Genomic DNA, 24,914 nt, shown 5'->3' on the forward strand with positions numbered 1-24,914 from the left:
TATGAAAAAAGCCTTTGTATTTGGAGCAATATTCTTAGCTTCTTCTATTGGCATGGCTGCGCCGGTCAAAACTTCACGTGAACTATTGAAAGACTACACTAAACAAATTAAAGAATTCATGTATAAAGGTGGAACAGCCAAATCGCTCGAGTCTTCATCAGCAGCACACAAAGAAATAATTAAGCAGATAAATATTCCAGGTAAATCATTTGATCTCGAAAAGTCACTGAGCAATTCAGGAAGTGCCTCGAGAATTGAATCTATGATGACTGTTTTAGCGGCTAAAAAGCTAAGTACAGAGATTATTAAGACTGATGCTGTTGAAGGAAAATCAATGCTGGAATCAGCAGATGCAACCGCTAAGCTTATTGCTAACAATTACTTAAGAGACGCAAACAAGCCTTCAGAGTTAGGAACAAATCTAGAGTTGGTAACGAAAACTTTAGATAAAATGGAAAATGAATTACCGGCAAAAATTCTAGTAGACTTTTCCGTAACCGAAAGAGCTGCTTATGTTAAAATTATTGAAAAATATGACCTTTTAAATAACTCTCCTGGAGCTAAAAGAGCAGAAGACAACTTTGTTCAAGCGATCATGGAAGTTAAAAAGGTTGATAGAACCAAAGCTCTTGAGTTAGTTAAAAAATTAAAAGAGTGCGTTTAAAAATTTAAATAAAGTCTAAAAACTAAAAAGCCAAGGTCTGATCACCTTGGCTTTTTATATTTCTACCTTCTTATCATCGGTAATTATGAAGATTTCAATTCTGCGGTTCATGGCCCGATGTTCTTCATTGTCATTCGGAACAATCGGCTTTTGATCACCATAGGAAATAGCTAGGAATCTTTTAGGATCAATTTTGTGATACTTAACGAAATAACGAACAACCGCAGTCGCACGGCCCCCGGCCAGTTCCCAGTTACTAGGAAAATACGAGTCCTCAATCGGTAAATCATCTGTATGACCTTCAATGATCACACGTTTTTGATGGGACTTTAAAACCTCAGCCACTTTATCTAACGAATTTAAGGCAGACATTTTTAACTTCGCCGAACCTGCAGGGAAAAACGTCGAAGCGGCTAGTGCAATGCGCACTCCTACGGAATCATGATAAACATCTTGAATTGATTTCTGTTTTTGTTCCCCGTTCATGGACTTATCCAGAGATCTTTCCACATAGTCTTCAACTTCTTTAGGTCCACCTTTACGTGGGAAGCCTGAAACGGGAGCTTCTAATTCTGCCATGGCTTCTTCTAAGATACTGCCACGGCCTGCAGCATCAGCTTTCGCTGCGGCTAAATGAAGATTTAGCTTAATTGATTCTTCAAATTGTTTTTGCTTACCTTCGTTAGCTTCAGACGTAGCATACATCACCACAAAAAACGCAAATAGAAGAGTAATGAAATCCGCATAAGAGACTAACCATCTCTCGTGATTTTCATGCTCTTCGTGTTTCTTGTGTTTCCTAGCCATTTAGTTCCTAGCGTTGTTCAGAATCTAAGAATGAATAAAGTTTCTGCTCTAAAACCACTGGGTTCATACCGCTTGCGATAAGAATTCCACCTTCAAGCACCATCATCTTTTCGCGCGACAAAGCCTGAACACGGCGTTTTAGTTTATTTCCCATTGGCAGGAATAAAAGATTGGCAGAGGCAACACCGTAAACTGTGGCAACGAACGCCACTGCGATACCAGCACCTAATTTACTAGTGTCAGTTAAATTTCCCATTACGTGGATCAATCCTAGTACCGCACCGATAATACCAATCGTGGGTGAAAAGCCCCCGGCATCAGTCCAAACTTTTGCTCCACCTAAGAGCTCTTCTTCTTCAGTGGCGATTTGGTTTTCAAAGATATCGCGAATTGTTTCTACCTCAACACCGTCAACGACATTACGGAGAATGCTTTTAAAGAATGGATTTTCGATGCGATTGATTCTTGGCTCTAAAGCTAACAAAGATTCTTTTTTTGCTAAGCGCGCGCAATCGACGATTTCTTGGATTACTTTTTTAGTTGGGCTTTCTTCTTTTTTGAAAGCTTTCTTTGCAAGACGTAAACCAACTTTTAAGTCTTTTTCAGAACTTGATACCATCACTGCACCGATGGTTCCTGCAAGAACGATAATAAATGCGGTAAGTTGCATGAGCGAGCTTGTATGGCCCCCTTCAAGAACGTTCCCAAGTAATATCCCACCGAAGCCCACCAGGAGCCCTATCAATGTAGCTTTGTCCATGTACAAAATGATGCCACAGGGAATCACGCATGACACTTGGACCAATCGAAGACCTAGACTTTCTGCGAGCGAAAATCTAGGGTAAGTTTTGATGATGTTGGATTATATACTGAACTTAGATAGGTCTCTTTTTATTCTTATAAATTCTAAGTGGACTGCACCCTGGGCCGACCAGTTTTTTCCCTTCGTAACAGACTTGCACAAGACCCCGCTTTTTAAATTTGTTTTAGTTCCCTTGCTAGCTGCGATTTTCATGTGGCGCAGAGGACTTAAAAAAGGTCTTACAATCTTTTTATTCTGCCTACTTTCAGTGGGCATATCTGATGGCTTTGGTAATTACGCACTTAAAAAAACTGTTCAGCGCCTAAGACCTGGCGACACTGTTGGTTTAGAAGTTGTGAATCGCTCTCCGTACGGTGGTGGTTTTAGTTTCGTATCTAATCACGCAACGAACATGTTTAGTTTTGCTAGTTTTACGAGTGCTATTTTTCCTCCTGCCACAATTCCTTTATACGGATTGGCTTCAATCGTCGCTTATAGCCGCGTCTATAACGGCGTTCACTATCCAGCAGACGTGATCTGCGGCGGTTTACTGGGAATGGCCTTTGGACTTTTATTCGCTACCCTTTGTTTAAGATTGTTATCGCGATTACCACAGCAAGGAACTAAGTCAGCATGAAAATTCTAGTAACAGGCGCAAACGGTTTTTTAGGAAGTTGGGTTACTAAAGCCCTAGTAAAAGAAGGCCACGAAGTTTTTGCGTTAGTAAGACCAAAGAGCGACCTTTCTGAACTTAAGGGAGTTGACTGCAAATTCGTCCATGGCGATGTGACAGATGTTCACTCGTTATATGAGGCTGCAAAGGGAATGGATTATATTTTCCACCTTGCTGGCGTCATCGCTTACAAAAAATCACAACGTCATCAAATGGACAAAGTGAACGTTGAAGGTACTGCCAACATAATTTCTGTCTGCCGTGAACATAAAATCAAACGTCTAGTATATCTTTCTTCTGTCGTCGCCATTGGCGCCGGATTCACAACTTCTGACGTTTTAACTGAAGATTCTCACTACAACATTTCTGATTTGAATCTTGGTTACTTTGAAACTAAACACCAAGCAGAAAAGTTAGTTAAGAAGGCTTGTGATAGCGGTGAAATAGATGCCGTCATGCTAAACCCCTCCACTATTTATGGGGCAGGCGACGCGAAAAAAGGCAGCCGTAAAATGCAGCTGAAAGTCGCGCAAGGAAAATTAAAATTCTACACTTCAGGCGGCGTGAATGTCGTCGCTGTTGAAGACGTTGTCGAAGGCATTTTAAGCGCATGGAAAAAAGGCAAATCAGGTGAACGCTACATCTTAGCTGGTGAAAACATGCTGATTAAGGATCTTTTCAAAATGATCGCCGAAGAAGCGGGGGTAAAACCTCCAACTATTCAACTGCCTGATCAAGTTCTGCATGTGGTTGGCAGCCTAGGTGATGGTATGGAAAAAATGGGCCTTAAAGGTCCAATGAGTAAAGAAAACGCCTACACCGCGACCATGTACCACTGGTTTGATGCTTCAAAAGCAAAAAAAGAACTCGACTTTAAACCCCGTCCCGCTAGAGAGGCGATCCATAACAGTGTACAGTGGATGAAAGATCAGGGATTACTTTCGTAAGGGTTTGAATTGAAAAAGGTTTTGTTCTTCATCCTAGGTGTTGCGACGTTGTTGACGGGAGCCGTGGGTTGTCTTTGGAATTGGCTTCCAACTAAAGAGACTATCAAGGGATGCCTGACAACCAAAATGTATCAGGTCGAACTTTGCCCTACTTCTAAAAATTACGTTCCATTAAAACAGATTTCCCCGTACTTACAAAAGGCCATCATTCTTACTGAAGACTCGAGCTTTTATACCCATAAAGGTTTTGATTGGGAGTCGATTGAGAAAAATGCCCGTGAAGGCTGGGAAAGTGGTGTCTTTAAAAAAGGCGGATCCACTATCACTCAACAGCTAGCAAAGAACATGTTTCTTTCTAAAGACCGCACATTCATTCGTAAAGGTCTTGAGGCTTTGATTACCGATCGCATTGAAAGCACTTTAACGAAAAAAGAAATCTTAGAGCGCTATTTAAACGTGGTTGAATTCGGAAAAGATATTTACGGCATTAAAGCCGCTGCTAAATATTATTTTCAGAAATCACCAGCGGAACTTAACATCGTAGAAAGTTCCTTCTTAGCGATGGTTCTGCCTAATCCAGTTAAGTATTCGAAGTCTTATTATCGTAAAGAGCTAACTCCGTTTGCGAGTAAACGCTTAAACAATATTATCGACAATATGTATCGCTATCATCGCATTAATGATGATGAGTACAATCAGGCTATTTTAGATCTTTCTTACTTCTTTCAACCGCAACCTCCCCCGGAAGATTTGCAGTTAACCGAAGAAACGATTCCCACTTTGCAGGAACTTGAAACTGCTGATTTAGAAGGGGAAGAAGAATGAAGATAGTTTCAGCGTGCCTTGCTGGCGTTCACTGTCGCTACGATTGCAAGGCACAAACACGACCTGAAATTGAAGAAATGGTTGGTAAAGGCGAAGCAATCCCCGTTTGTCCTGAGCAGTTGGGTGGGCTTTCTACGCCACGCCCACCGGCTGAACGCATTGGTGAGCAAGTTCTTACGAATAAAGGTGTTGATGTTACTGACCAATATAAAAAAGGTGCTGAAGAAGCCTTCCAAATTGCCAAACTGTGTGGAGCAAGCGAAGCGCTTTTAAAGTCCAAGTCCCCTATGTGTGGCTCTGGAAAAATATATGACGGAACCTTTACTGGCAGCTTAAAAGAAGGTGACGGAGTCTTTGCTGAGCTATTAAAGAAAAATGGCATTAAAGTAAGCCCTGTTGATTAGTTTACCAGGACCTTTACCCTGTATTTTTCCCTTCGTTCTTCCCAAATCTTACAGTAATGAGAGAATTCTTTATATTTACTAATCTAGAGCCGATAGGGTTTCTATGCGCAAATATAAATCTAAAATTCTATTTCTATTGATGTGTTGTCCTTTTGCTTCCTTGGCTGCTCCGGTTTGCGTGAGTAACTTTAAAGAATTTGAGCAAAAGAAATCAGGTTTTCCAAAAGCCGTTCAATCAATGCCGACTGTCTTCACCATTGATTCTTTCGTCGCCAAGGGTGGCGTCAGAGTACGCGTGGTTGAAAACAAATTTAAACTTGAGGGAAGTGTCGACACTCTTAAGGGATTTTATAATGATGATGCTTATGTGAAATCCATTTGTTCTAGCGGCAACCTTTTGGTTTTAACGTTTGAAAACGGAAAGACCCAAGAAGTCGAAATCAATGGTAATAAAGCTAAAATTGAAGGTGGCACTTTCACTAAAAGTACCCCGGCTGAGTTTGCAAAATTAGTAAATGAAGTTCGTAGAAAAAAGAAACTGCCAATGATGCCTGATGTAGAATCAGTCAACCCAGGTGTGAGATAGGAGCCGACCATGAAAAACAATTTTAGAAAATTCGTTACTGCGGTTGTTCTTATCACAGGTCTTTATGGATCATGGGTTATTGCTAAAGAAAAAGCTTTGCCTTTAACTTCTTCTGAGGAAATCACTTTCCTTGATACAAAAGATCAAGCTTTGTTCAAATTAAATAAATCCCAAGATTTCATTGGAGTCTTACACAGAACTTCTATCAGCGATGAAGACCAAGCCATGATGGACCTTTATCACTTTAAAAACGTTTCTATTAAAAAAATGGATAAAGACCAATGCGTAAAGCTGGGCGAAGTGATCTATGGTCCTTTTAAGGACATCACCTTAAAAGCTAAAGAACCGGAACTTTTCCAGTCTCCACGCAGTGGAATGGTGTGCAAAATTGTTTTCGAAGATCCGGATAAGGAAGCGCAATTTAAAGAACGTCACTTGTTTGTATTCGTAAACAACAACCGCACTTTCGCTTTGTCTAGCCGCTTTAAAAAGCAAGCTGCAACGGAAGATACTGAAGACCTTCATAAGTTTGTAAAAAGCTTACGCTAATAAGTGCCGAACATTCTGGAAAATAAAAAGCCTGCGATAAGCAGGCTTTTTTTCGTTTTAACTAATATCGGTTGACGCATTGTAGACCCAAAAAAGCCAAAAATGCCAGGAAGGCATTTTTGGGCGTTAGCCCGAAGGGCAAGGGCAGGAGCCCGCAGCAACCAGGCACCTTTTATTTTAGGAGTTTTTTGCGAATTCTATAGAAGCTTACGTTCATGCAGATCCAGGTCGCTATTAGTAGGACTAGCACGTGAACTCCGACCATCAACGTTGGGCCTTCGTGAAGGATCGCTCTTGTTGCCGCTACTGCGTGTGTTAGTGGGAATAGGTATGCCACATATCTTAATGCTGTAGGCAGTTGCTCTAGTGGGAAATAGGTTCCGCTAAGTAAGCTCATTGGAACGATCAATCCCGATGTCGAATAGATAAAGGAATCGTAATTTCTTGCAAAACTTGTAAAGATCATTCCGATACAAGAAAACAAGCACGACAATAAAAATAAAATCGGCAAAGCTAGCAGAATTCGATACGAATCAATCAAACCAAAAAATCCAGCGACGATAGTTACACCCATCACGCCGAAGAAGCCCTTACTTGCTGCCCATAATAATTCGCCTGCTACGATTTCTTCAGGGCCCACGCGTGTAAGCATGATTGTTGCGTAGGTTTTTTGGTGGGTTAGTTTTGTGTAGTTCCCATAAGTACCTTCAAAGAACGCCACCATCATCGCTGTACTTGATAACAGAGCTGGGAAGAAGAATTCGATGTAAGACATCCCACCCATGTTATTTACGAAAGCGCCTAAGCCAAAGCCCATAGCACCCAAATAAATAACCGGCTCTAGAACAATCCAGAATAACGAAACCATCCAGGTCTTTTTAAAATATAAAAAGTTGCGCGACCAAACTTGAGTAGCACCCGGATCAACTTTAGGAAGAGAAAAATAATCCTTAAATTTCATTACTCATCCCTCAACTGGTGACCAGCTAGTTTTAGGAACACGTCGTTCAACGTCGGTTTACGAATAAAGATTTTATCACTAGCAATAAGATCAACGACCTTACGCCCTTCTTGGTTATCTTTAATTAAAACTGAAACTGTGTCTTTAATAACCTGGTAAGAATAGCCTTCTGAGCGTAAGCGACCCAGGTAATAGTTAAGATCGACAGGGTTCGTATCAAATTCGACAACTTCCTTACCGATCAATTCGCGAATCAAATCTTTAGGTTTACCAACAGTCAGAATCTTACCGTTATCAATGACCGCCACACGATCACACATCTGCTCGGCTTCTTCCATATAGTGCGTCGTTAAAACTAACGTGCTTTTTTGCGATTTTAAATTCTTAAAGAAATCCCAAATCCAGATACGCGCCTGCGGATCAAGACCTGTCGTCGGTTCATCTAGGAAAATCACTTCAGGAGAGTTAATAAGGCCTCTAGCAATCGCGAGGCGACGTTTCATACCACCACTAAGTGTTTCCACTGAGCGGTCCTTGTACTCTTCTAATTTCATTAAACGCAACAATGCCTGAGCACGCAACTCAGCGTCGGCCTTTGGGATGTTATGAAAGCTAGCGTAGACTAAAAGATTTTCTAAAACGGTGAAGTCCGGATCAAGCCCGTCTTCTTGAGGAACGACCCCGATGCGGGTCTTAATTTCGCGGTAGTTTTTCTTTACGTTTAAACCAAGTACGTAAAGTTCCCCACTTGTAACGAGGGCTGAGCAATACATCATTTTCATGGTTGTAGATTTGCCAGCCCCGTTGGGACCAAGGATTCCGAAACATTCGCCCTTAAAGATTTCCAGACTGATTCCATCTACGGCGATTTTGTCGGCGTATTTTTTAGTCAGGTCCTTAATTTCAATGGCGACGTTGGTGCTCATTCTTCCCTACCCCGGCAGTGCCGGAGTAGTTCAGAAAAAAGGACTACTCCTTAGATGCCTTTGCGCGTTTGTGCGGATCAAGTTCTTTCAAACGAAGACGGATGTTCTTCGGAGTCACTTCGATCAGCTCAGATTCTTTGATCCATTCCATTGCTCTTTCCAAGGTGAATTTTTTCACTGGAGTAACACGGATAGCTTCATCAGAACCCGAAGCACGTACGTTCGTCAATTTTTTCTCACGGCAGATGTTTACTTCTAGATCGTTATCTTTAGCATGCTCACCAACGATCATGCCTTCGTAAACTTCGTCACCATGTTCAACCATCATCACACCGCGCTCTTGAAGATTCCAGATCGCGTACGCAGTTGCCATACCTTTACGGTCAGAGATCATCGCACCGTTCAGACGTGTTTCGATTTCACCACGGAAATCATCCCAACCGTCGAACTGAGTGTTCAATAAACCAGTACCGCGAGTGTCAGTTAAGAACTCAGAACGGTAACCGATCAAACCACGTGAAGGAATACGGAATTCCAAACGAGTACGGCCTGAACCTTTTTGAACCATGTTCGTCATTACACCTTTACGTTTACCGATTTTCTCAGTAACCGCACCAACGTAAGCGTCTTCGATATCGATGACCGCGATTTCCATTGGTTCCATTTTCTTGCCGCCTTCTTGTTTGAAGACAACTGTAGGTTTAGAAACTAGAAGTTCGAAGTTTTCACGGCGCATTTGTTCGATCAATACACCCAATTGCAACTCACCACGACCAACAACTTTGAAAGCGTCAGTAGAGTCAGTTTTTTCTACGCGGATTGCCACGTTATACAAAAGCTCTCTTTCAAGACGCTCAAGGATTTTACGTGAAGTTACGTTTTTACCTTCAAGACCTGCGAATGGTCCGTTATTTACTGAAAACACCATACCTACTGTCGGCTCTTCAACGCGGATACGTGGAAGTGGACGAGGATCAAGGACAGACGTGATAGTGTCACCGATAGTGAAGTCTTCCATACCCGCGATAACAACCATGTCCCCGGCGCCAACTTCTTGAGCTGGAACTTGCGAGTTCACTTTGTATTGGAATAGTGCAGATACTTTTACTTTCTTTTGTTGGTTCGCTTGAACGCAAAGAACTTCGTCACCAACTTTGATTGTTCCCGCTCTCATACGACCGATCGCTAGACGACCTACGTAGTCGTTGTATGAAATGTTAGAAACCATAACTTGAAGTGGAGCGTTTTCTTCGATCACTGGAGGTGGAACTAGATTTACGATTGCATCGTAAAGAACTTCCAAAGAACCCGTGTTTACTTTTGGATCAAGAGTCGCCATACCTTCACGCGCGATAGCGTAAACAGTGTGGAAATCACATTGTTCTTCAGTTGCATCTAGATCGATGAACAAATCGAAAAGTTCGTTGTGAACTTCTTGGATACGAGCATCGGAACGGTCGATTTTATTGATACAAACGATAACTTTTTTGCCACCCTCTAACGCTTTTTTCAAAACGAAACGAGTTTGTGGAAGTGGACCTTCGGAAGCATCACAAAGAAGGATACAACCATCAACCATGTTCAAGATACGTTCAACTTCACCACCGAAGTCACTATGTCCCGGAGTATCTACGATATTTACTTTAATATCTTTGTACATGAACGAAGCATTCTTCGCCGCGATAGTGATACCGCGTTCTCTTTCAAGATCCATCGAGTCCATCAAGCGTTCTTCAACTTGCTCGTTGTCGCGGAATGTACCGGCTTGTTTGATTAAGTGGTCAACCAGAGTTGTTTTACCGTGGTCAACGTGCGCGATAATCGCGATATTTCTAATTTTCTTTGGATCTTGAATCATTCAGTTTACCCTTCGTTATCTTCTCTTAAAAAACTTAAAAAATTATTCTACTAAACTCTCAACAAAAACTCTCTCAAGCTTTTGTTAAGATATCGATCACGGTCTAACCGTGACCTCCCATCAGAAATTCTTCTGAACTAGTATCTTCTTGCTCTACGTTGCCAAGGCTTGCAAAAAACTCGTGAGCCAAAGCCACGACTTCTTCATTGCTTTTAGACTGAAACAGATTTTTACGAAATTGAGCTGCCCCAGAATACCCTGTAGAGAACCAAGCTGCAAACTTTCTGAGCTGGATCCCTGTAATGTGCTCATCACAATGCGCCGTGATTTCAGACCTAAGGCTTTCAAACAGGCTCACATAATCTCTCTTCACATCTTTGGGTGCTTCACCTCTAAATAATGAGAGGGCATCCATGAAAATGAAGGGATTCTTTAAACAGCCCCGGCCGATCATTACACCGTCAACTCCGGACTGAGCTAGTCTTAGGTTAGCCTGTCTAGGAGTGAGGATATCGCCATTCCCCAAGATAGGAACTTTGGTCTTTGATTTTACGTCAGCGATAAAATCCCAGTCCGCTAAACCTGAATAGGCTTGAGCACGAGTACGGCCGTGAATAGCCACCCATTCGATCCCTTCGTTGTAAGCGATATTGCACACTTCAACGGCGTTTCTGGAACTTGCATCCCAGCCCGTACGGATCTTGATTGTCAGAGGAATTTTAATTGCGGATTTAACCGTCGATAAAACTTTTTGCAAAGCCACTGGGTCTTTTAACATCGCAGAGCCAGCGCCTTTTTTAACTACCTTCGGAACAGGACACCCGAAGTTCAAATCTACGAAATCACAACCATCCGCTTCAGCAACTTGGGCTGCGCGTGCGATAGTTTCTGGGTCTTCTCCAAAAAGTTGAATGCCAATGGGTCTTTGTATTTCATCAAAGCTCATCAGTTTTAAAGTACGCTCCGACTTATACTCAATACCGGTTGCGCTGACTAATTCAGTAACAACAACGCTGGCATCAAGTTTTCTCATGAAGGTGCGAAAAGCGTGATCCGTGATTCCAGCCATAGGGGCTAGAACAAAGGGATTTTTCTTTAAAGCTTCAACTGGATTCATAAGTGCAGCGGTATATCAAAGTCCCGAGTCTTACGGTAGAGAAAAGGTCGAAAATAGTTCAAATAAATCGAGAACTTAAACCTTTTTTCAGGTTTGTCTAAGCCAGATACGATATAGGAGCTTTGAAGGATACCGGATGAGCCTTTTAGTTTAAATAAAAGGCTAAAATATCAATAGCTTATGTTTAGCTGCAAATTTCTAGAGTCTATTCCATCCAAGTCACGCGGCCGTCAAGTTGGCGCGGAGCTTTTGGGGGATTGTGATCGGGATAACCACAAACCATGGCGCAAAGAAGTTCTAACTCCCCTTTTTGGTATTCAGGAAGTTGATCAACCCCCAGGAATTTATCCACTTCTTCTTTGATTTCTAGTGGGGCCCCCATGGTGCAAGAACCTAATCCTTCAGCCAAACAGGCAAGATTCATATTTTCCACAGCCATATACACAGAGCCGATGCTGGTATGATAGCGTTCTTCCATGTCGTTATGTGAATACGCAAAAATAATCACCGGCGCATCACCCAAGGTATAAAAAAATCTTTCTGTGAAATCGTATAAAGAAGGCTTTAACCGTTTAGCGAGAACGTCTTTAAGATTAAGCCAAGATTTTTGCGAGTACTTCAAATACTCATCACGTTTTGCACCGGTCACCACGAAGAATCGCCAGTTTTGGCGATTCTTTCCTGATGGCGCCTGCATGCCGGCCATTAAAATTTTTTCGATCAATTCTTTAGGAACCGGTTCGGCTTTATATTTACGAATGGATTTTCTATTTTCAAGCAGCTGATAAAAATCTTCTTTGTTCATAAATCACCAAACTGTTCCTAAAGAACCTTAAGCCATTTCTTCTGCGTTTTCTTCAATGAAACTTCTATGCAGACGAGTGATCGCTTCGCTGCTTGCATCTTCTTTTACTAAAAAGCAGAAGTTGTGTTTACTAGCGCCCAAACAAATCATGCGCACGTTAATATCAGAGATCGCCTCAAAGATTTGTTTACCAAGACCTGGCGTGTGGTTGATGTTGTTACCGATTAGCGAAACTAACGCTAAGTTTTCTTCAACTGCAACTTCCGCAATCGTTGAAAGATCCGCAATCAAGCGTTTGTTCAATAAAGTAGAATCATCTAGCGTAACGCTGACTGAAATTTCCGAAGTGGTGATGGCATCGATACTGACTTTGTGGTCATTAAAGATTCTGAAAACTTGGAACAAAAAACCGTGGGCATGAAGCATTTCCGGAGTGGAAAGTGTCACTAAAACTTGTTTTTTTCTAACTGCCATAGCGCGAATCAGCGGATGATCATCAACGTCTTTTCTAACCCAAGTTCCCTTTGCTTCAGCATCAAAACTAGAGCCAACAAAAACCGGAATGTTTTTACGAATCGCTGGCAGTAAAGTTGCCGGATGCAAAACTTTTGCTCCGAAAGTGGCAAGCTCTGAAGCCTCTTTAAATGAAATTTCTTTGATTGGTTTTGCTTTGGGGCAAATTCTTGGATCCGTTGTCGCAATACCCGCTACATCCGTCCAAATCTCTAAAACGTCAGCGTTAATTCCTTCTGCTAAGATCGCCGCAGAGTAATCACTGCCACCGCGACCCAGAGTCGTCGTCATGCCTTCATCGGTCATACCGATATAACCTTGCGTGCACACGATATGCTTACCGTCTTTTAAGAACGACAAGTGTTCACGGCATAAAGCTGCAACTTCAGAAGTTAATGGTTTTGCCTTTCCAAAATTATCGTCTGTACGTAAAACGGTGCGTACATCAAAAAGTTCTGCCGTTTTTGATGAACCATTTTTCTTCAAAATTTGCGACATCGCTTCAGTAAATAAAACTGAAGACATGCGTTCGCCCAAACTCATCAAAGCATCCATCGCTTTGACTGAGCAGTCTTTTAACAGGTGAACACCTTTTGCCAACGAGTTCATTTCGTCAAAAAGAGTATGCAATTTGTCTTTAGCACCCTGAGAGATAGTTAGATCGTTAGCGATCTTGATGTGCTTATCTTGAATTTTACAAAGAATTTTTTCAGCCTCTGGCCAGCTTTGCGATTCTGAAGTCTTACCCAAAGCAATTAAGTCATTGGTTGTGCCTGAAGTTGCCGAAACCGCAATTAGACTGGATCCCTGCTTAAAACTCACTTCAGCACTGCGAAGCATGCAGGCTGCATCACCCATAGAAGTTCCGCCAAATTTTGAAACAATCAATTGTGCCATAAAAACTCCTTGCGACTTAGGATCTTATGCCTTTTCTAGTTTTTCATTCAATGACTTTATGGCAGAATTCTTCCATGACATCAGCAGATTCGGCATTTAAGAAAAAAGAACTGATCTTCCTAAGCGTCCTAGCACTAGTAGCAATGACTCTAATTACAGTTGCAGTGATTCCATCGCTTAAAAACTCTGTTAAAGAAGCGCTCATTCCTGATAAACGGACTGTTCTTGCCAAGGTTAGCGGAAAATTGTCCGCTGAAGGCCCCAAATTAGTAATCCTTAAAATCCGCACCCAGGATACAATCAATCTTGAAGTTTATACTTTGGAAGATGATGGCAGCATGAACTTGCTAACCAAGCTTCCTCTGTACAGCACCCGCGATGGATATTTCCATCTGCAAGGAAGTGCCACGAACTTAGCAGTCACGGATGTTGATAAAGATGGAACGCTAGAGATCGTAGCGCCCACTTACGATGAACAAATGGTACCACGCTTAAATATTTTTCGTTTCAATGAAGAATCTAGATCATTTGATCGAGCGACGGCACCCGAAGGCTTTGAACACTAAGATCAAGTCGCGCGGCTTTTTAAAATCTGTTTAAGCAAACTTAAATCAACCGGCTTACTTAAATATCCGTCAAAGCCCATTTTATAACTCATCTGTTCGCCATCGACACTGGCTTGGGCTGTTAAAGCGACAATGGGTTTATCATAACCCTTCGCTCTTAGCGAAGCTGTCGCTTTGTAGCCATCCATCACAGGCATCTTAATATCCATCAACACGACGTCAAAGTGATTGGCCATAGCTTTTTCAACAGCGTCCGCGCCGTTTTCACTGACTTCAACCGTGGCTTTTTCGCGTTGTAAATAACGGCGCATAAGGTTGCGCAGATCTTCTGAATCATCCACTACCAAAATGTGTTTTCCCTCCAGAAAATTGCTTTCTTTTTCGGGGTGAACTTTTTCACGAGTGTTTCTTTTAAATTCTTCTGCTTTAACGAGTTCTAAGTTTGCGATGGGCCCTATATCTAGATTCATTTCAAAAGTAGTACCTTGACCCGGAGTAGAAGAGACTAGCTTCAGATCACCACCCATACGTCGCATTAGATTCAATGATAAAGCTAAGCCTAATCCTGAACCTTGTACTCTTTGAACTTTGGGATCTTCCCCACGCACGAACGGCTGAAATAAATTACTTTGCGTAAGCTTATCCATGCCAATTCCAGAATCGGTAACCTTGATCGACAAGGTCGCTTGGTTATTGGTGTCCGTTGTACAAGCTACATCTAAAATGATTGTGCCATCAGCTGTGAACTTAATAGCATTGGATAATAAATTAATTAGTACTTGGCGAAAGCGAACCGAGTCGGATTGAATAATCTTTGGCACTAACGTGTTATAGTTAATTTTTAAATGCAGACCCTTATCTTCCATTAGGTATTTAACTACAGCCAAAGAATCTTCAATTTCACGCACAGGATCCATCGGCGCTTGTTGCACATACAGGCGATTGGTTTCAATCTTTGAAAGATCCAATAAGTCATGAATTAGTGAACCCATATAGTTACCTTGGCGGTATATGGATTCAACATCATGCCTATCATCCTTTGTTAAATCAGGACTGCGTAAAAGCGCATCGGTAAAACCTAAAATCGCTGATAGCGGAGTTCTAATTTCGTGGCTGGCATTAGCTAAGAACACCGACTTCGCCTGATTGGCCGCTTCGTGCAGATCTCTTTCACGACGAAGGATGTCTTCATTTCTTTTTGCGGTCACATCCCAACAAATCCCCGCCATACGCAGGACTTTACCTGATTTACTTTTTATTGGTTTTCCGCGAATGGCAATGTGGTGATAGGTTTGATCATTTTCTTGAACAATATGCTCTACATCCAAATCCATTTGTTTTTCGATAGCGGGACGAAGAAGAGTTTTTAATTGTTCAGCTCCGCCGGGAAACAAATTCATATTTCCTTGGCAGTGAAATTCATCGTTCGCTACATCCCAATCCCAGGTTAAAGCTTCGGAAGATTCCATCGACATGCGAAGACGCTCTTCACTGGTTTTTAGTTCCACATCCAAAGCTAAAGAATTCAATACTGAGAAATTTAAATTCCTACTTAAGAAGGTCAGCAAACTTGCATACCCCAAAACTAAGACACCTAAAACAAGGTGATGAGGCTGATCCGAAGATAAGTATCCAAAGGTCCATCCAAAACACGCCGGCAAAATCACACAAGCTACAGCACGCCGATACGAAACGTATGTGATCAGTGCACCCGCCATCATACAAGAAAGTACTAGCGCTGTCGTAATTTGCACGACGACTGGCTTGTTTCCAACAATAGCCCCTAAAGCTCCCCAGCTAAAGCCGGAAATCAGTAGAAAGAAAAACATCAGGTAAAGCCAAATTTTTGTTTCTGCGATGGTGCGAATCTGATCTTTGGTTTTGTGCCACCTTTTCATTGTGACAACACGAGCGATAACCGAAGAAAGCAAAATCGCAAACCAAATCCCTAAGAACAAAGGACTGACTGAAGTTCGCGAAATGTAAATGTATACGAATGAGTTAAGCAGGACCGCAATAAGGCCGCCGACGTTTTGCTGATAAAGCAAATCGACCTTACGAATTTCGAGCTCCAAAGATCCCAGTTTCGTGTTATTCGCCATGACGCCTTCGTCAACTTTAACAAGATAGTATGTCTTTGTTTATGTTGGTGAAGGCCCTAAATTTCAAGTCTTAATCGGAGCTATTGAAATTCTTAACCTAGTTCTGGCTAGTAGGAGATGCGGTTCTTTTTTTAAGGTCTCTCCACGATTTTCCCTCGCGGGCTTTGCGATCTAACTGAAATCTTTGAACAGCTTGATTGTGTCCTTTGTAGTCCTCAGAAAACACATGGGTTCCATCGTTTTGGCTTACAAAGAACAGATAGTTACTAGTCTCAGGCTTAAGGGCAGCCATGATTGCTTCTTTCCCAGGATTAGCAATCGGTCCTGGAGGCAAACCGTAAATGACATAGGTATTATAGCGAGTCGGTGTAAGAAGATCAGAGCGAGTGATATTGATCTCGATTTTACCCGTTGATTCAGCTTTACCGTATATTACGGTTGGATCTGTTTGTAAGCGCATCTTTCTGAGCAAACGATTATGGAACACAGATGAAATGCGTGGTCGCTCTTCTGGAGCACCGGTTTCTTTTTCAATGATACTTGCTAAAGTCACCACCTGGTGACGATTCCAACCTTGCACCAAAGCATCTGTTTTTACTTCATCATAAACACGCAGAAAACGTTTCACCATGTTTGAAATTAAAGTACGAGTGTCTGTGTACTTAGTCAGCATGTAGGTTTCAGGGAACAAATACCCTTCTAAACTTTCTTGCTGTTCACCTAAAACACTCTTCACAAATTCTGGATCACGAACCAATGAAAGGAACTCAACTGCAGTACCGAAACCTTGTTTTTGATAAAGATCAGCAATTTCGTATGTGCTAAGGCCTTCACTGACAGTAAAGCTGCGGGCTACACTTTTTCCAGAAATGATAGTTGCTAACACTTCAGTTGGATACATATTGGTGCGAAGAAGGTATTCACCCACTTTAACTTTAGAACGATCCCCTTTGAAACGCGCATACAAATTAAAAAACATGGCGTTTTTAACCAGACCTTGTTGTTCAAGTTCTTGAGCAATAGAAGCAAAACCCTTCCCAGGCACTACTTCATACACAACCTCATTCGCCTCAGGGTTTGGAGGTGTGTTTAAAAAAGTATAACCAAGATAAGCAACCCCCCCGCCGATAGCGATTAGGAGTGCCACTACTGCAATACTTAAAACAACAACTGTCTTTTTCATTATTTCATGTCCAAATTCATGCCCGGCAAAATTTTTGTCGGATCAAAAGGTGTTGGATCTTCTAAGCTTGCCATCGGAACCGTGCAATACTGAATTGCAAAGTGTGCTGATGGACGATCATTACCAGATTTTCCCATACCGCCAAATGGTAGTCTTGAGCTTGCACCATTGGTAGTCCTGTTCCAGTTCAAAAGACCTACGCGAGCTTTAAACAAGGCTTGTTCATAAAGTTCTTTATTCTTAGAAAATAGCGCCATCACCAAGCCATAACCTGTTGAATTCACAATGTTCATTGCTTCATCAAAGTTATCACTTTGATATATCGCTACGTTTGGTCCAAAAATCTCACTTTTTTGATAAACACTATTTGGATCAAATTTCTTCACCAAATGGATCGATGGCGTTACATAGTAACCTTTGTTTTTTAAATCCAAAGCTTTACCACGCATCAAGCTTTCACAGTTTTCACGATTCGCGATTTCTTGGAAGCGAATGTATTTTTCCACCGCCCCCGCATTGATCAAAGGACCCATGAAGGTATTTTCTGACCAGTGACCGATAGAAAGTTTTTTCGCAGCTTCGTAAAAACGATCTGTAAATTGTTCCGCAATTTTTGGATGTAAAATCACGCGACTTGTACCTGAACAACGCTGTCCAGATGACATGTAAGCGCCGACTAGAGTTTCATAAATTGCTTTATCCATGTCGGCATCATCCCACACCACAGTGGCGTTCTTACCACCCATTTCAAGTGCAAGAATTTTCCAGTAGTGAGTTAACGTTTCTTGTTTGATTTTTAAACCCACTTCGTAAGAACCCGTAAATAGAATTCCATCCACGTGTTCGTGGGCAACCAGTCTGCCACCTGCTGCTCCATCACCTTGCACCAAATTGAAAACACCTTTAGGGAATTGAGCTTTTTCAAAAAGTTCAGCCATAAATTGGCCAACCGCTGGTGTTTGTTCCGAAGGTTTAAAGACTATCGTATTCCCAGCAATTAGTGCTGGAATGATGTGGCCATTTGGTAAATGCGCTGGAAAGTTAAATGGTCCAACGACGGCCATCACACCACGGGATCTGTGACGAATCACGCCGTCCACTTGTGGAAGTGCATTTGGAATTCTTTCTTCTGCAATCAAGTTGATGGATTGATTTAAAGTGATATCAATCTTTGCACCCAATGCTTTAGCTTCAGTCATCGCTTCCCAAGTGGGTTTACCGGTATCACGGGAAATGATTTGTGCCATTTGATCAGCGTGACCATCAAATAATTCTTTTAAGCGCAAAAGATAATTACGGCGTTCTGCCATCGGTAGCATTGCCCAAGCTTGATAAGCTTGTTTAGCTGCCACACAGGCTTCATCTATGTGATCGTGCTTAAAAGGAACTGTCATGACCAGATCATTTAAATCAGAAGGACTAATGTCTTTGAATTCACCATCACCTTTGGTGACCGGTACAAAACGGCCATTGATAAAATCACCTTTGTATTTAATGTCAAACAGTGTGGTAGTCATTTTAGTTTCCTCTGTTGCTGTAATTAAATGGAGCCATGAATACTTCATCACCAATTTCAATTTCTAAAAGCTGGCGAGTTTTCGGAGCAATGGCCACTTCGTTCCCACGAACATCCGCAGAACCTAGTGACACTTTAAAATCTTCACCCGTTGTCGCAATCAAAGCCTGCTCTTTGTAAGCAGCATCGTTGAATTCAGCGACTTTTAAACGTTTACCGTATTTGATGGGCAGAATATCAGTCGTATTTGCCCCGTAATGAGGTCCACCATCAAAAGGATCCACTTCATCTAAATATTTAAACCCAATGTTTTCTAAAAGATGTTGTGCGGGTTTAGTAGCCTCACCAACACGGCCTAAAACTAAACGCGCTTTTGAATCTAACAAACACAGATAAATATCATCCGGAGGAAACAGGCTTTCGATAAACTCTTTATGGGACTGACTTAAAAGATCTGCCTCTTGATAAGGAAGACCTGTAAACCTGCGCCCTAAAGCTTCCCAGAATTCACTACGGCCTTCATCAGTTAACGGCGGAGTTAATTCGCAAAGTACACGCTTTTCAAAGCGATCCGGATGTAAAGCCATATACAAGAATCGGGAAAGACTGATTTGTTTTCCCAGTTTCTCTGGGCGACGACGATATGATTTATCTACTAACAAACCACCAATTTCCGTTGGTCCGTCCCAATCCAATTGAAAACGTAAAACCTGGTGGATGAAGCCAATTCCCAGATCTTCTGAAAAATGATCTTTCTTTAGAATTTTAAAGAAGCTATGGGGAACATTATCGTCACCGTGCTTAGCGATGACTAAAGAACTACCCACCACTTGTTTTTCTTCGATGTCTTCAACTACGAATAAATACTCAGCCTTATGCTTAGGAAGTTTTCCAGCAAAAGACAATTCACTGCGATCTATCTTTTCACCGATGACTTTTTTATCTCCGGGCAGATTCAGCAGATTAAACTGCTTAGCTAGGTCCACTAATTGCGTTAAATCATCGTATTTTACAGGGCGAATTATGAAACTCATAAACAGAACCTTTCGATGACCTTTTTATAGAACTGAATAGCTTTTTCTAAATCCGCTAAAGCCACATGCTCTTGCGGAGTATGCACGTTGCCTTCGCGCTTGCCGGGCCCGAAGCACACGCAGTCCACTCCGATGCGGGAAAAGATGCTGGCTTCGTTTGTTGATGCTTGGGTGATGGGACGATCACTTAAACCCATCGCCCTTAATTCATCCAAACACCCTTTAACCAAAATAGAATTCATTTCAGTGCGGAAGGGCTTTTTATAATTATTAATAATAAAAGTAGCGCCGTTAGATTCACAGACCCGGCGTAAACCTTCCATCCAACCTTCATACACTTCATGGGTGATGACCGGAGGTAAACGACAAGTGCCGGAAATTTGAATGTCGTTTTCGTTGGTACGAACAAGACCGATATTCAGTGTCGGAGTCGTCGGATAAAAATCTTTATCTTCAAAATTCAGGAAATCTTGTTCAAGCGCTTTTACCGCGCGATAGATATTTGCCACTTTTTTGGCAATCGGATCTGGCACCATAGACACCATATCGATTTCTAAGAAAGCATGGCTTGGAACAGTATTAAAATTAATACCGCCATCCATTTCCATGATGTTCACTGTATCTGGAAGCATCATCAAATATTCAAACAACTTTACAATCGCACTTTCACCTAAATGCGGAACAGATGAATGCGCAGCTTTACCTCTAAAAAGTTTACTTTGCGTCGTCGTACTTTCGCGCAAGTTATGATCTTGGCGATAGCGCATTTCTTCATCTGAAAAAGGCACACGAATTTCAACGCTTGCAAAACCTTTCGCTGCGTTGATGAGCTGCAAATCACTAGGTTCCCCAATAAGGGCCATCTTCGCAGCGATTTTATTTTTACGAATCAGCTTTAAAGCACCGGTCATTCCCGATTCTTCACCAAATGTTCCAACTAACACCGGCGGCAGACGCCATTTGCTGTCTTTGGGAAAAGAAGCAATCGCTTCAAGCTTACAAAGAAAATCAAGCTTCACGTCAGCAGCACCCAAGCCATAGATCTTTCCATCAATGATGTGGGCATCAAATGGATTTGCACCATTTTCAGTCCATAACGAAAATGGCCCAGGATCCACAGTGTCTAAGTGAGTCTGAAAAAGAAATTCAGCAGTGGGACGCTCTTCTTGTGTACGAGCGATGATGTTCGCATGCTCTAAGTCACCGACGAATTCTTCTTGCTCTTCAACGATAAGACCTTTTTGACGACAAAAGGCCGACGCCCACTTGGCTAAATCTCGATTGCCATGGGTGGGCGTGCTATCTATTGCAATTAGCTGTCGGCAAGACTCGATAAAGTCCAACTACACTCCTTCAAGCAAAGTTTTTTCAATTGCCTTAAGTGCGATATCGATATCAGCGTCTTCAATGATTGCTGGAACTAAGAAGCGAGCACGCACTGGATCCTTACCGCACGGGAATGCGATAACGCCATTGTGATAAAGTTTATTTAGAAATGCATTTACTGATTCTTTTTTTCCATCAAGCGGAGTGAAGGCGATCATCAGACCCATACCACCCGCATCCTGACAGATGCCTTTGCAAGTCGTTTCATTCAAACGGTTAAAGCCATCGATGAAACGTTTATGAATTTGCGCGATACGACCTTGAGGACCAAGGAAGCCTTCGCTCAACATATCAAGCATTTCCATACCAGCACAAAGTGACGGAGTCGCTCCCGAGAATGTTCCGGCGATCAAACCTGGTTTTGGATTGTATTCTTCAGTGTATAAAGTCGCACCAATTTGCGCGGTCTTAGCAATCGTGCAGATATCGATGTATTGACCCAAATCCAAAGTTTCGTAAGCAAAGTATTCACCTGTACGAGTGAAAGTTTGAACTTCGTCAGCCCAGATCGCGATGTTTTTAGATTTACAGAACTCTAAAAGCGGAGTGAAGAATTCGCGCGGAGCTGCTTGATAACCCCCTTCACCTAACATGGGCTCAAAACCGAAAACCGAAATATTGCCTTCATGTTTTGCTACGTGCTCTTTCATCACGTTCAATGCTTTTTCGCCTGAACGCGGATCACGCTTATCGAAGAAGGGAACACGAAGAACTTCGTGATACTCTGGCAAACCTTGTTTGTAAGCGGGGTTGTCAGTTACTTCAGCCATCATTGTTGAACGGCCCGCAAATGCATCTTTAAAACCCATCACAAAACGCGCTGGCGAATTTTTTTGGCGAGAAAGTTTCAGCGCATTTTCATTAGCCATCGTTCCGCATGTAGCAATCCATGCATATTTCATGCGGCTTTTTTTACTAGCAAGGCCCACAAGTTTTTCAGTGAACAAGCGGTATTCATTGTTTGGTTGCAAATTGCCTTGGGTTAAAATGTCAGCCAACGAACCTCTAACTGCTGCTGCCATCACGCGTGGATTAGAATGTCCCATCAAGTGAATGCCGATACCGTTGATCAAATCAAGTTTGATGCTGCCGTCTTCAAGCTCAACATAAGGACCGCGACCTGCGCCCGTACCCATGTAAGCATAGTGCAACGGACGACCGCGGAACTGACCAGCTAGATCGATTTTTTGTTTTCCAGATTCTTTGAATTCATCAAGAGGTGCGCGCACTCCAGAAATTTGCGAATTGATCTTAGTCACTTCGCTGATCAGGTCTTTGACCATTGTGTTTACTTTTTCTGATTGTCGGATTTGATGACCTACAAGAGAACTCATAATACCTTTCGCGGGCGCGCTAGATCGCAGACCCCATTGTTAGCAAACACTTCGAATTCCGTCCGAAGTGGTGTTTGAAATGCCTAGCTAGTTTACTCCCGGGTCAGGACTAAGACAAGACACGTGGTAGACACGGAAACACTTTTATCGCTACACTGAAAAAGCTATGTCGAAATTTAAGTTTCTCTCTGTGTTCGTTCTATTTTTCATTTTGCCCGCTCTTGCATGGTCTCAGAACCCATCAACAGAACAGGCTTTTAAGCAGGCCACAGAACTTTATTTGAAAAAAGATTACGAAAAAGCGCGCGACGAATTTGCCAAATTGCTAGACCAAGATCCTAATAACGCAACTATTCTTACTAACCTTGCATTAAGCGAATTTCAGCTGGGGAAAAAACCTCTCGCCATCGGTCTTTTACGAAAAGCTTTGGCATCGGAACCGGATTTAGCTACTGCGCAGGCCGGTCTTAAATTCATTCAAGGCCAGCTTCAGGTCAAAGAAGTGCCTCACCAAATCGAAACCTATGAAACTGTGCGCGCAAACTTGCTGCAACCCGTTCCACTTTTTGCGTATTTAGTCATTTCTGCTCTTAGTTTTTTCGCGATGGGTTGGGTTTTACTTTCTTATGGAGGGCGTCGAAAAAAGGCCCTTGAAGAAGAAGCTTCTTTGCCGTCATTTCCTGTGATTGGTTTAATTTTAAGTGTCTGCTTCGTCGTCTTTACGACGCTTGCGATCTTAAAAATTTACGACGCAACAATAATGCGCGGAACCATTATCGATGAAAAAGTTTCCCTGCAAACTGCGCCTGGCGACAACCAAGTTGCGATTCTTGAACTTTTTGGCGGAATGGAAGTGATTTTACGCCAAACTCAAGACGATTGGGTGCAAGTCACTTACCCTGGAGCCCTTACGGGGTGGATTAAAAAATCCTCTGTGATGATGACGCGTTGACAGCTGGTCCTAGACCAAAATATGATTTACTTCTATGCTAAAAACGCTCCGAGTCATAATCATCCTTTCAGTCATGGGACTTTTAGTTTCGGGCTGCTCAACGACCGAAAAAAACTCCAACACCCCTGAAGGAGCTTTTGCAATTGCAGAAGAATTCGATCAGGGCGAGCGTTATGAAGAAGCCATTCGCCGTTATACTGAAGTAAAAAACAAATTTCCTTATAGCAACTTTGCTACAAAAGCAGAGTTAGCAATTGCAGATGTTTACTTCAAACAAGAATCCTACGCTGAAGCCCAAGTTGCTTATCAACTTTTTAAAGAACTTCATCCGACAGCTCCGCAATCAGATTATGTGCAGTTCAGAATTGGTTTAAGTTACTACAATCAACTTCCTTCGTCGATTGACAGAGATTTAACTTTGGCAAACGATGCCATCTTAAATCTATCTGAACTTATTAAGAAATATCCGAACTCACAGTACTTGGCTGAAGCTAAAGAAAAGCGCAGTGCTGCTATTAAGATGTTGGCCGAAAAAGAAGACTATATCGGGAATTTCTATTTTATCCGCAAGGTTTTTGATTCCGCTTTAAGCCGCTATGAAGGTCTTTATAACAATTATGGCAGGTTGGGGTTTGATGCCCGCGCACTTTCACGAGCAGCAATCAGTGCCCAAAAAATCGGGAACACTGAGAAAGCGAAAAAGTACGAAGAATTACTAAAAAAAGACTTCCCCGACAGTAAAGAATTGAAAGCAGCCCAAAAGGAGATCGAGTAAATGAACGCCCTACACGATGACATGCTTTCAGAAGCTCGCGGCTATTTCATCAATGGCAATTACAAGATGGCTGAACCTATCTTGAATCAAATGCTATTGCAGAACACTCGCAATCCTGAAGTTTATCAGATGCTTGCGACCATTTTTTACGACAAAGGGCAGTTCAGCAAAGCGATTAAAACCTTCCGTCGCGCTTTAGAAATTGATCCTACTTACACTGACGCCAGCGTTGGATTGTCTATTATTTTAAATGACTTAGGTAAATACGACGAAGGTAAACAGGTTTTCTTAGATGCCCAATCCCAGCTAGAAAAGAAATCTGGAAAACAAGATCCGTTTGTTGACGAAAAACTTGCTTCTAAGCACGAAGAACTGGCTGATTTATATTACCAATACAAACGCTATAACGAAGCTCTTGAGCAATTATTAAAGGCGCAAAAACTTTCCAGCCGCAAAGCTGAAGTAACCATGCGTATTGCCGAAGTTCACGTGCAGTTAGGTCAAACCGAAAGAGCTGTCAAAGATCTAAAAGGTCTTATTCGCGAGTATCCGCACCTGATTCCAGCTCGCCTAAAGCTTGGGGCTATTTACTACAACTCAAACAATATTGCTGAAGCCACTGAACAGTGGGAGAATATCCTTATTCGTGATCCGCAACACCCTGAGGCTCTACGCTATTTAAAAATGGCTCAAGCAGCAGGAATTACTTCAATAGATTTGTAACAGAGGCAA

General features: G+C 42.1%; 25 protein-coding genes. 11 read left to right on the forward strand and 14 right to left on the reverse strand.

The window, feature by feature from the left end; all coding sequences use genetic code 11:
- Position 1 precedes the first annotated feature (1 nt).
- On the forward strand, positions 2-664 hold the full coding sequence (locus MNR06_RS11215) for a hypothetical protein (RefSeq protein WP_243536059.1): 663 nt from the start codon (positions 2-4) through the stop codon (positions 662-664).
- A 54-nt stretch (positions 665-718) separates the two neighbouring features.
- Here the strand turns inward: MNR06_RS11215 and MNR06_RS11220 are convergent, their stop codons facing one another.
- Positions 719-1,471 (reverse strand): OmpA family protein, encoded by a 753-nt coding sequence (locus tag MNR06_RS11220; protein WP_243536061.1) that lies wholly within the window; start codon positions 1,469-1,471, stop codon positions 719-721.
- A gap of 7 nt (positions 1,472-1,478) precedes the next feature.
- Complete coding sequence (locus MNR06_RS11225; protein WP_243536063.1) at positions 1,479-2,231, reverse strand: flagellar motor protein; 753 nt, start codon at positions 2,229-2,231, stop codon at positions 1,479-1,481.
- A gap of 253 nt (positions 2,232-2,484) precedes the next feature.
- Between MNR06_RS11225 and MNR06_RS11230 the strand changes: the two genes are divergently transcribed.
- The 6 genes from MNR06_RS11230 to MNR06_RS11255 all read left to right on the forward strand — a co-directional run bounded on the left by MNR06_RS11230 (position 2,485) and on the right by MNR06_RS11255 (position 6,257).
- Complete coding sequence (locus tag MNR06_RS11230) at positions 2,485-2,910, forward strand: phosphatase PAP2 family protein (protein ID WP_243536065.1); 426 nt, start codon at positions 2,485-2,487, stop codon at positions 2,908-2,910.
- Positions 2,907-3,893: an NAD-dependent epimerase/dehydratase family protein gene (locus MNR06_RS11235; RefSeq protein ID WP_243536067.1), complete on the forward strand. Its 987-nt coding sequence runs from the start codon at positions 2,907-2,909 to the stop codon at positions 3,891-3,893. The genes MNR06_RS11230 and MNR06_RS11235 overlap by 4 nt, the downstream gene beginning before the upstream one ends.
- A 9-nt stretch (positions 3,894-3,902) precedes the next feature.
- On the forward strand, positions 3,903-4,718 hold the full coding sequence (gene mtgA / locus MNR06_RS11240; RefSeq protein WP_243536069.1) for a monofunctional biosynthetic peptidoglycan transglycosylase: 816 nt from the start codon (positions 3,903-3,905) through the stop codon (positions 4,716-4,718).
- The gene (locus tag MNR06_RS11245) at positions 4,715-5,122 is read left to right on the forward strand and encodes a DUF523 domain-containing protein (RefSeq protein ID WP_243536071.1); all 408 of its coding nucleotides are present in this window, start codon (positions 4,715-4,717) and stop codon (positions 5,120-5,122) included. The genes mtgA and MNR06_RS11245 overlap by 4 nt, the downstream gene beginning before the upstream one ends.
- 103 nt (positions 5,123-5,225) lie before the next feature.
- Positions 5,226-5,708 carry a hypothetical protein gene (locus MNR06_RS11250; RefSeq protein ID WP_243536073.1) on the forward strand — a complete coding sequence of 161 codons (483 nt, stop codon included), beginning with the start codon at positions 5,226-5,228 and terminating at the stop codon, positions 5,706-5,708.
- A gap of 9 nt (positions 5,709-5,717) precedes the next feature.
- Positions 5,718-6,257, forward strand: coding sequence for a hypothetical protein (locus MNR06_RS11255; protein ID WP_243536075.1), 540 nt, complete (start codon positions 5,718-5,720; stop codon positions 6,255-6,257).
- Positions 6,258-6,429: 172 nt separating this feature from the next.
- On the opposite strand, the gene MNR06_RS11260 is transcribed toward MNR06_RS11255, so the two are convergent.
- From MNR06_RS11260 to lysC, 6 genes are all read right to left on the reverse strand, one after another.
- Positions 6,430-7,218 (reverse strand): ABC transporter permease, encoded by a 789-nt coding sequence (locus tag MNR06_RS11260; RefSeq protein WP_243536077.1) that lies wholly within the window; start codon positions 7,216-7,218, stop codon positions 6,430-6,432.
- A complete protein-coding gene (locus MNR06_RS11265; protein ID WP_243536079.1) occupies positions 7,218-8,144 on the reverse strand; it encodes an ABC transporter ATP-binding protein in 927 nt (308 codons plus the stop codon). The genes MNR06_RS11260 and MNR06_RS11265 overlap by 1 nt, the downstream gene beginning before the upstream one ends.
- Before the next feature lie 43 nt (positions 8,145-8,187).
- Positions 8,188-10,002 carry a translational GTPase TypA gene (gene typA / locus MNR06_RS11270; protein ID WP_243536081.1) on the reverse strand — a complete coding sequence of 605 codons (1,815 nt, stop codon included), beginning with the start codon at positions 10,000-10,002 and terminating at the stop codon, positions 8,188-8,190.
- 103 nt (positions 10,003-10,105) lie between these two features.
- Positions 10,106-11,119 carry a tRNA dihydrouridine synthase DusB gene (gene dusB / locus MNR06_RS11275; RefSeq protein WP_243536083.1) on the reverse strand — a complete coding sequence of 338 codons (1,014 nt, stop codon included), beginning with the start codon at positions 11,117-11,119 and terminating at the stop codon, positions 10,106-10,108.
- Between the two features lie 205 nt (positions 11,120-11,324).
- Positions 11,325-11,924: a nitroreductase family protein gene (locus MNR06_RS11280; RefSeq protein WP_243536085.1), complete on the reverse strand. Its 600-nt coding sequence runs from the start codon at positions 11,922-11,924 to the stop codon at positions 11,325-11,327.
- Between the two features lie 27 nt (positions 11,925-11,951).
- Entirely contained in the window at positions 11,952-13,334 is a 1,383-nt protein-coding gene (gene lysC / locus MNR06_RS11285) for a lysine-sensitive aspartokinase 3 (protein WP_243536087.1), read from the reverse strand.
- Positions 13,335-13,408: 74 nt separating this feature from the next.
- Between lysC and MNR06_RS11290 the strand changes: the two genes are divergently transcribed.
- A complete protein-coding gene (locus MNR06_RS11290; RefSeq protein ID WP_243536089.1) occupies positions 13,409-13,900 on the forward strand; it encodes a hypothetical protein in 492 nt (163 codons plus the stop codon).
- Between the two features lie 2 nt (positions 13,901-13,902).
- Here the strand turns inward: MNR06_RS11290 and MNR06_RS11295 are convergent, their stop codons facing one another.
- The 6 genes from MNR06_RS11295 to MNR06_RS11320 form a co-directional block, all read right to left on the reverse strand.
- A complete protein-coding gene (locus tag MNR06_RS11295) occupies positions 13,903-16,002 on the reverse strand; it encodes an ATP-binding response regulator (protein ID WP_243536091.1) in 2,100 nt (699 codons plus the stop codon).
- A gap of 97 nt (positions 16,003-16,099) precedes the next feature.
- Positions 16,100-17,185, reverse strand: coding sequence for an endolytic transglycosylase MltG (mltG, locus tag MNR06_RS11300; RefSeq protein ID WP_243536093.1), 1,086 nt, complete (start codon positions 17,183-17,185; stop codon positions 16,100-16,102).
- A complete protein-coding gene (locus MNR06_RS11305) occupies positions 17,185-18,702 on the reverse strand; it encodes a succinylglutamate-semialdehyde dehydrogenase (RefSeq protein WP_243536094.1) in 1,518 nt (505 codons plus the stop codon). The genes mltG and MNR06_RS11305 overlap by 1 nt, the downstream gene beginning before the upstream one ends.
- Before the next feature lies 1 nt (position 18,703).
- Complete coding sequence (locus MNR06_RS11310) at positions 18,704-19,735, reverse strand: arginine N-succinyltransferase (protein WP_243536096.1); 1,032 nt, start codon at positions 19,733-19,735, stop codon at positions 18,704-18,706.
- The gene (locus MNR06_RS11315) at positions 19,732-21,078 is read right to left on the reverse strand and encodes a M20 family metallopeptidase (RefSeq protein ID WP_243536098.1); all 1,347 of its coding nucleotides are present in this window, start codon (positions 21,076-21,078) and stop codon (positions 19,732-19,734) included. The genes MNR06_RS11310 and MNR06_RS11315 overlap by 4 nt, the downstream gene beginning before the upstream one ends.
- On the reverse strand, positions 21,079-22,455 hold the full coding sequence (locus tag MNR06_RS11320) for an aminotransferase class III-fold pyridoxal phosphate-dependent enzyme (RefSeq protein ID WP_243536100.1): 1,377 nt from the start codon (positions 22,453-22,455) through the stop codon (positions 21,079-21,081).
- A 166-nt stretch (positions 22,456-22,621) separates the two neighbouring features.
- Here MNR06_RS11320 and MNR06_RS11325 point away from each other — a divergent pair, with 166 nt between their 5' ends.
- The 3 genes from MNR06_RS11325 to MNR06_RS11335 are packed head-to-tail and all read left to right on the forward strand — an operon-like array spanning position 22,622 to position 24,905.
- A complete protein-coding gene (locus MNR06_RS11325; RefSeq protein ID WP_243536101.1) occupies positions 22,622-23,407 on the forward strand; it encodes a tetratricopeptide repeat protein in 786 nt (261 codons plus the stop codon).
- 34 nt (positions 23,408-23,441) lie between these two features.
- The gene (locus tag MNR06_RS11330) at positions 23,442-24,182 is read left to right on the forward strand and encodes an outer membrane protein assembly factor BamD (RefSeq protein ID WP_243536103.1); all 741 of its coding nucleotides are present in this window, start codon (positions 23,442-23,444) and stop codon (positions 24,180-24,182) included.
- A complete protein-coding gene (locus MNR06_RS11335) occupies positions 24,183-24,905 on the forward strand; it encodes a tetratricopeptide repeat protein (protein ID WP_243536106.1) in 723 nt (240 codons plus the stop codon).
- The last annotated feature ends 9 nt before the right edge of the window (positions 24,906-24,914 follow it).

The sequence above is a fragment of the Bdellovibrio reynosensis genome (assembly GCF_022814725.1).
Classification (GTDB): domain Bacteria; phylum Bdellovibrionota; class Bdellovibrionia; order Bdellovibrionales; family Bdellovibrionaceae; genus Bdellovibrio; species Bdellovibrio reynosensis.